This is a genomic window from Polaromonas sp. P5_D5 (genome assembly GCF_054049435.1).
In genome coordinates this window covers 199,637-208,354 of the sequence record NZ_JBFUMJ010000005.1, presented here as the reverse complement: position 1 = coordinate 208,354, position 8,718 = coordinate 199,637, and the positions used below count along the sequence as shown (strand labels likewise).

The window sequence follows — 8,718 nt, the reverse complement described above, 5'->3', positions numbered from 1 at the left end:
GAGGGAAAGAGCCTGCGTTACAAATACCCGGATGCACCGGCTAACGCAATTGACGGAGTATCTTTTAAGTTAAAGCACGGTGAGTTGACGCTTATCCGAGGATTTCGGGGAAGTGGAAAAACCACTCTTTGTCGAATGTTGTTAGGTGTTTCCGTACCTACAGGCGATATCTATTTGGATGATGTATCCGCTAGGCAAATGGGTTGGCTGAGATTTCGCGAGCGAGTAGGTGGCGTTATTGATGGGGATCGAATTTTTGCTGGGACGATCGCTGAAAATATTGCGGGGCATCAGCGAAACTACGACATGAAGCGTGTTTGCGAATGCATTAACTTTGTCGATCTTGAGAAAGAATTACAAACCCTTCCACGTAGGCTTGAAACGCGACTTAAAACCGGCGGCCGGCCTCTAACCGGCGCTCAGATCCAGCTCTTGCAGCTCGCTAGGGTGCTATACAGGGGGCCAGAAGTGGTTGTTCTTGATGAGGCTTTTTCGCTCGTTGATGAGAAAACTGAAACGGTTATTTTGGAGCGATTCCGAAATGCTGGGATCACGGTCTTCTATTGCAGCGAGCGTACTCATTACAGTAAATTTGATAGGCGGTTTCAGTTAGTTAACGGTAAGTTGGAAAGCCATGTGGAACCGTCAAGGGTGGATATTCCGGATCTGATTCCTAGTGGCGTAGCCGACAAGGAAAAGAAACATTCACCGAATGGCGAATATTTATCTAGCTCCGTAAATGGGAATCGAAGCAAGTTTTCGCCCGAAAATTAACTGCGTACGCAGGAAAGGAACAAAAAATGTTTCTGGACGACAAAGAAAAACGAAAAGTGATAGCTTCATTGAGTCCCATGCAGCAACGCGCGCTTCTAGAAAAAGCGAGGCAGAAGTTTGGTCGTTCGGAGGATAAAACCCCCGTGCTCGATAATAGGGAAGTAAAGAGTACTCTCTCTTACGCGCAACGCGCTATCTGGTTATACGAGCAGCTAAATCCCGGTTCTTCAACCTATAACGTTTCCCTAGCGTATCAATTTTCTGGCATTCCAGATATCAAGGCCCTGCACTCTAGTATGGCAACAGTGGTTGCCAGGCACGCAGTTTTACGAAGCGCGTTCCCTAACGTCGACGGTAGACCTTATGTAAGGATAGCGGATGAGCTGATACCGGAATTACGCATCTTAGACCTTGGAGAGATTGCACTCGAAGGCGATAGATTTGAGGAGATGAGTCGGGCAATGAGGGAATTTCATGTTCGACCATTTTCCCTTGACGAAGCGCCACTCTTAAGGGGTTTGCTTATTCGTCTTGACGACGCCGAATCTATTTTGGCTTTTTCGCTGCATCATTCAGTATGCGACGGCGCCTCTCTTTCCCTGTTTCTTCAAGAGTTAGGAGAAGCGTATCACGCGATTGTAGAGAATAGGGCGCCAGCATTTCCCTCGATTCCAGCACAGTATGCGGATTTCGTGCAGTGGCAAAACGATTGGCTATCAACTGCAGATGCCCAACAGAAAATGGCCTATTGGAAAGCGCAGTTAAAGGATTTACCGGTGACGCAGATGCAGATGCAGCGCAACCCGCAGTCTGAGGAGGATCTCTCACTAGGTACCGGTGCAAGAACTAAAGCGGCTCTCAAGTTAAGCACGAGTGTCGGAATCGCCACCTTGGCTGCAAAGGAGGAGACAACTCAGTTCGCAATCTTATTGACCGCGTTAAATGTCCTAGTAGGGMGTTATTGCGGAGCAGATGACGTGGTGATTGGAGCGCCCTTCGAAGGGAGGACCCAGGCGAAATTTGAGAACCTTATTGGACTGTTTATAAACCCGCTACCTCTTCGGACCGACATTTCGGGTGAGCCGACGTTTAGAGAACTCATACGGCGCGTTAAGAAAATTGTGATAGATGCGCTCCAGAATCAAAGTGTGCCGCTCGATAAGATACTTGCGGAGGTGAGGCCCCCGAGCGGAGAGGCTCAAAGGCCGTTATTTCAAATATTTCTGAATAGATATCAACTTCCGGAATCGGTGAGGTCATTCCCTGAACTAAGCCCTGTAATTATTTCCAAAGAAAAGTTCACTCCGAAATTTGATTTAACGCTCTTTTTAGGATCGAATGCGGATTCGGCATCTATTACTGCGATCTATAACAGGCAAACGTTTAGTGAAAACTATATTCACCTCTTCTTGAAACGTTTGTTGAGTTTGCTAGATGAGGTAGTAGTCGATCCAGACTTGCCAATTTCCACTTATCTACCGGTAATAGCTGTGGATAAGCACAACGAGCTAAGTTTGGCCGGCGCGCCACCATCTGATTGCGACTCCATTAACGATGCGTTTGAGCGAGTGACCGACGCTGCTCCCAACGAACCGGCAATTATTGACGGCGCTTCGGTGACAACTTATGGTGAGCTTCGCGCTCGAAAAGAGGCGGTTCGAGAAAGTCTTACACGTGGCATCGGAAACGTGCCTCGCGCAATCGGTGTAATGAGTAACAGCGATGTATCTGCCATCAGTGGAATCTTGGGAGTGCTCGCGGCAGGTTGCTATTTTGTTCCTTTAGATCCTACGTATCCTGAAGAGAAGCTAATCGAAATAGTTAAGGCTTGTGAACTTGGTACTGTCTTAGCATCTGATGCTTTCGCATCTCAAGCTCAACATTCGTTTGGACCTGCGATCGAGGTCATCAATCTCGAGGGCCTTTTCTATGAATCCAATCCTACGATAGTTTCCGATGGTCATGTAACGAGCACCAATGCGAAAGCCTACATCCTATTTACTTCGGGGTCGACCGGGAGGCCAAAAGGAGTTGTACAGAGTGATGTAAATTTAATGCATCATGCGTTGACTTATGCCAAGTCTATTAGTCTCCAGAAGAAAGATCGGGTAAGCCTTTTAGCCTGGTTCGGCTTTGATGCCGGCATCATGGATATTTTTGGAGCATTGCTTACTGGCGCGGCAATAGTACCGCTGCGTCTCCGTGAGCTCAGTTTTGCAGCAGCAGCAAAAATTATTTCAGACCAGAAAGTGACGGTTCTTCACCCAACTCCCACTGTATTTCGCTATGTTGCTAAGGCGCTTGGGATGGACTTCAAATTTTTGAACGTTAGAGTTGTTGTTCTTGGAGGGGAAGAAGCTTTAGTTGGTGATTTTGAGTTGTTCAGGAGACATTTTGTCGATGAGGCATTGCTCATAAACGGCTTAGGACCATCTGAATCCACCTTGGCTCTTCAATATCGCATGGATAAAAACTATGTGCCGGAAAATGGAACTCTCCCCGCAGGGTTTCCAGTAGCGCAAACGGAAGTAGTTTTAATGAATCGCCACGGTCAAGAAGTCGGTTTATTGGCGCCCGGTGAGATTGTGATTAAGAGTAGGCATGTTGCACTTGGGTATCACGGCGATGTCGAACAAACGGAAAGAGTTTTTTCACGAGAGCCCACGCGTCCTGGAGTTTGGTCGTATCGGACTGGTGATTTTGGACGCCGCCTCGAAGATGGGGCTATAGAGTTCGTCGGCCGGGCCGATAGACAAGTAAAAATTCGTGGAATGAAGGTAGATATCTCTGAAATCCAGTCGAAGCTCGCTAGTCATTCAAATGTCTTTCAATGCGCCGTAATTCTTGAAGATGAAGACGATGGGTTAGGTAAAAAGCTGCTTGGTTATTGCGTAGCAACCGCCGACGTAAGCGCGATACAACTGAGAGCATTTCTACGCTCCAAACTACCGGAGCATATGGTTCCACGTGAAATTTTCTTCGTTGAAAGCCTTCCCCTGCTTCTAAACGGAAAGCTAAATCGCCGTGCATTAAAGACTCACCTGACGGTGGTGAAAAATCTTTCACAACCCCGAAAGTCCTATTCCAGCGGAACTGAAAAGGTGATTGCTGATGCGTGGGCTGCGGTTTTAGGTGGGCGCCTAGTGGACCATGATGATAATTTTTTTGATGTCGGTGGGCATTCTCTTCTATTCGCAGAATTGTTTTCGATACTAGATGGACGACTTCCCAAAGGATTTTCGTTAGTGGATCTACTGCGTTATCCAACCATTTCATCGTTTCATAATTTCATTGTGTCTTGATATCTTCAAATAATCCGCGTCATTCATAACAAAGGGGGCGGCAGTATGGAGTCAGAAGTTGATGATCAATCTGTAGCAATTATTGCCATGGTTGGCTCATTTCCTGGGGCATCGACAACCGATGAGTACTGGGAAAATTTGCTAGCTGGCAAAGAGACCATCCGGCAATTTACGCAAAGTGAATTACGTTTGGCGGGTGTCAGACCAAGCCGACTAGATAATCCTAATTACGTGCCGGCGCGTGGGACTCTGCAAAATATTTCAGGTTTTGATGCTGAGTTCTTTGGTTATTCGCCATCAGAAGCAGATGCGATGGATCCGCAGCACCGGATTTTCTTGGAGTACGCCTGGCTGGCATTGGAAGAGGCCGGGTATGCCAACTGGAAACAGGGCCGTATTGGTGTTTTTGGTGGGACAGGATACAACCAGTATTTTTCCAACAACATCGCGCCGTACGGGGAGAGCTTAGAAGGACAGGCAACTTTCGATTTGGCTCTCGCCAGTGATAAAGATCATTTGGCGACTCGCGTCGCCTATAAGCTAAATTTATCAGGCCCAGCAGTCACCGTACAAACCGCATGTTCAACGTCCCTAGTAGCCGTGCACATGGGAGTGCAAAGTTTGCATACTGGGGATTCAGACATCGTACTCGCTGGTGGAATATCTATTGCGGTGCCGGAAGTTCGGGGTTACCTATTTCAGCAGGGAGGAATACTCTCTCCCGACGGGAAGTGTCGACCTTTTGATAAAAATGCACAGGGCACAGTCTTCAGTAGCGGTGTAGGAATCGTAGTTCTAAAACGTCTAAAAGAAGCTGTACGGGATCGAGACTCAATTCATGCGGTTATTCGTGGCACGGCTATTAATAACGACGGCTCTCAAAAACCAGGGTACACAGCACCCAGTGTCAATGGGCAGCGTGAGGTTATTGCGGCGGCACAGGCGAGAGCTCGTGTTCTTCCGGGGGACATTGGGTTCATTGAAGCGCATGGCACCGCAACTCAACTGGGAGATCCAATTGAATTCATGGCTCTGTCCGAGGTGTTCGGCTCCACGGGTTCGCAGCGATGTGCACTCGGTGCGGTGAAAGCCAATATAGGGCATCTGGGGTGTGCTGCTGGTATTGCAGGGCTAATCAAAACTGCTTATGTTGTTAGCACAGGGAAAATTCCACCGCAACCCAACTTTCGATCTCCAAATCCACAAATTTCGTTGGAGAAAAGTTCCTTTTTTATAAATAGAGAACTGATGAATTGGCCGAATGGTGAAAGTATTCGATATGGGGGAGTTAGTTCATTCGGTATAGGTGGTACGAATGCACACGTGATTGTTTCTAGTCCGCCGAGACCTCTGGCGAGAGCCACTGCTCATCGTAAGTACGAGATATTGCCGATATCAGTCAGATCACCTGAACAAATAGATTATGCGAAAAGTCGTCTAATAAATCACCTAGATATCCACGCCCAAACACCGAGCGACGTGGCGCATACCCTGCAGGTGGGGCGAAAGCATTTTGCATATCGAAGCTTTGCGCTGCTCAAAGGCGGTGACGGGGGGCATCCGCCGGTATTTACGGCAGGATCTGAAGTGAATCGTGCAGCCACTATCGCCTTCATGTTTCCGGGTCAAGGTAGTTTGGCAATTGGTGCTGCTGGTTCGTTATATAGGTCGGAAAAAACGTTTCGAAAAACTTTCGATTATTGCGCTGACTTTTTTCAACAAGAACTGCAGGTTGACATACGAGAAGTTCTTTATGGGACAGGGAATATTCAACACCGTAACGAGCAACTCTCTCAAACCACGATTTCGCAGCCGGCCACCTTTTCTATGTGTATTGCTTTAGCAGAGCTTTGGCGGACTTGGGGCATAACCCCTTCGTATTTATTAGGGCATAGTCTCGGTGAATACACGGCAGCAACCTTGGCGGGAGTTTTTTCTCTCGAGGACGCTTTGCATATTATTTCTGCTCGCAGCAAGGTGATGCAGAAAATGCCATTCGGCTCTATGTTGTCTGTGATGCTTAGTCCTTGGAAATGCCAAGAATACTTCCTTGCCTGGGAATTAGATTTGGATATCGCGGCAATAAATGGACCAAGTCTATGCGTGGTTGCTGGTTCTGTGGATTTGATCGATGAATTTAAAAATAGGCTTACTAAGGCGAGAATTGGATTCGTCTCTCTTAATACCTCATACGCTTTCCACTCCCGGTTCATGACGGACGCTGCGGCGGAATTTTCAGAAATCATGTCCGGTTTTCAGCTTTCTCCACCCTTAGTACCAATACTTTCGACGGTATCGGGAACATGGATGACCGAAGCCCAAGCGACGAGTTTCGATTACTGGGCTGACCATATAAGGAAGCCCGTTAACTATGAGGATTGCTTACGAGAGCTCATGCGCTGTGCTCCGGCGGCTCTCTTAGACATCGGAACCAACGCGTCAATGCGGCTGGTTCAGCATAATCCAGCCGCTAGCAATGCAGTCATCATATCTTCGTTGTGTGGGGGGCGCGAGGCCGGCGACGAAGAAGAGAGCCTAGCACTGGCTATTGGGAAACTTTGGGAAATTGGTGCTAACTTCGACTGGCAGTGCTACCGCGCCGACGCACATGTTGGGCGCGTCAAACTACCAGGATATCCTTTCAAATATGAGCAACATTGGATTGAGCGCCCCACCGGACTGCTCGCTTCAGGTGGCATTGGAGTAAGGCAGAGCAATACCCCTTCATCTCAAGAAAAACCGAAGCTATATACCGTAGGTTATCGACGCCTGCAGACCGGGAAACCAAAAAGCGAGATTGCTCAGCCCTCAGGCACTTGGTTGATTTTCGAAGATCGCGTTGGTCTGGCTCAAATTCTAGAAGCCAATCTGTTGAGCGAGGGGAAAAACGTTTTCATCGTATCGAGAGGGGGGAAATTTGAAAGCATAGGCTGTAATCGGTATACGGTTAACCCTGAAAGAGAGTCTGATTACATTGAATTGATGTCTGCTGTCAATGCGGAAGACGGCTTAATTCTTAACGTTCTCTATCTCTGGCCGTTGAACCTTCCAATGTCCGAAGATCACACTCATGAGCTTTATCTTCAGATCAATTTTTATGCTTTGCTTTGGATAGCGAAGTCCATTGAGGCCACGAACCCGACTCTGCGCTCGCGCATTACTGTGGTCACTTCGGGGCTTCATCAAATTGATGAACGGGATTCAATCGTTCCAGAATCTGCCTATATTGTTGGGCCTAGAAACGTCATTCCTCAAGAATCAAGAATGACCGAAATAAGAAGCATAGATATTTCAAAAGCGGATGTACACACAAATGTTAGTGGCCTTTGTCGCCGAATAAGAAATGAAACTGACCTATGGCGCGATGTGAATGATATCGCGCTCCGGGGAGAACTCGCGTGGACTCCCGGCCTACAACCCCTTCCAGAACCCCTTCCAGCGTCAGCAGGCACAGATGCTACCCCCCTCGTTGGAAATGGCGTTTATGTCATTACGGGGGGGCTCGGCGGTATTGGGCGAACGATCGCTAAATTCTTATGTGAAACATATAAGGCTACCGTAATATTGCTAACGCGCCGAACAGTTCCCGTTCGGTCCTCTTGGGCGGAGGTTTCCAATTCTGACGAGAATTTTGAAAGCTCGACTTTCTTCTGTGAACTCGATAAGTATGCGGCACTTGGTGGCGTCATTGAAGCTCGTACAGTAGACATCACTGATCGCGATGCACTAGCCTCTGCGATCAGCGAAATTTTCGATACCTTTGGGGGAATCACCGCCTTAATCCATGCGGCTGGTGTTCTCGGCGGAGGTCTCTTTAGTTCTCGATCGGTAGAAGATGGACATGAAATATTTTCTTCCAAGGTGGATGGTGCCCGATCGATATTGAGTGCGTTGAAGGGGCGTGAGCCGTTTCTTACTATTCTCTTTTCTTCAAATTCCGCTATTCGCGGCGGCGCGGGCCAGATCGAATATGTGGCAGCGAATGCATATTTGGATGCGCTTTCTCTCTCGTTTAGTAGTGAATCCAGTTCTGTTATGTCAATTAACTGGTCAGCTTGGTCAGAAACAGGCATGGCCTTGGACTATGTCAACACTTACCCGACGACAAGTGRGGCTCGCCAGAAGCTACTAAATAGAGGGCTGTCTAGTCAGGAGGGGCTTGATGCATTCAGTCGTGCCTTGTCCTTCGGATTACCTCGGATATGCATTTCGAAATCTCCTATTCAGTTTCAATCTAGCAGACGTCCTTCTGGTTCCGCATCATCAAGCGCTATCGATTTATCAAAAAGAAATCCCATACGGAAATTACATCCTCGGCCGAGAATCGGTACCGAGTATGTCGCTCCAGAGGGGGAAACCGAACAAGGCATGGCAGTGCTTTGGGCACAAGCGTTGGGTCTAGTTGAGGTGGGCGCAAATGACAACTATTTCGCCCTCGGCGGTCATTCATTGATGGCTGTCCGCCTAACTTTTCGAGTGAGAGAGAAGTTTCATGTGGATTTTTCCTTGCAAGACTTGTTTTCGGGCCCTACGGTAAAAGAGAGTGCAGAGGTAGTGTTGCTGAAACAACTTGACGACTTGTCATCTGCAGATTTGGCCGAGATATTCGGAGGCTCTCTCACATCGGGTGCGGAATGAGCGT

Annotated in this window: 3 protein-coding genes; all 3 read left to right on the top strand. The window is 48.0% G+C overall.

The window, feature by feature from the left end; genetic code table 11:
* Positions 1–774: ATP-binding cassette domain-containing protein (locus ACXJKE_RS19610; protein ID WP_457282266.1), on the top strand; the 774-nt coding region annotated here is incomplete at its 5' end.
* A 26-nt stretch (positions 775–800) separates the two neighbouring features.
* On the top strand, positions 801–4,076 hold the full coding sequence (locus ACXJKE_RS19605; protein ID WP_457282265.1) for a non-ribosomal peptide synthetase: 3,276 nt from the start codon (positions 801–803) through the stop codon (positions 4,074–4,076).
* Positions 4,077–4,121: 45 nt separating this feature from the next.
* Positions 4,122–8,714: an SDR family NAD(P)-dependent oxidoreductase gene (locus ACXJKE_RS19600; RefSeq protein ID WP_457282264.1), complete on the top strand. Its 4,593-nt coding sequence runs from the start codon at positions 4,122–4,124 to the stop codon at positions 8,712–8,714.
* Positions 8,715–8,718: the final 4 nt, after the last annotated feature.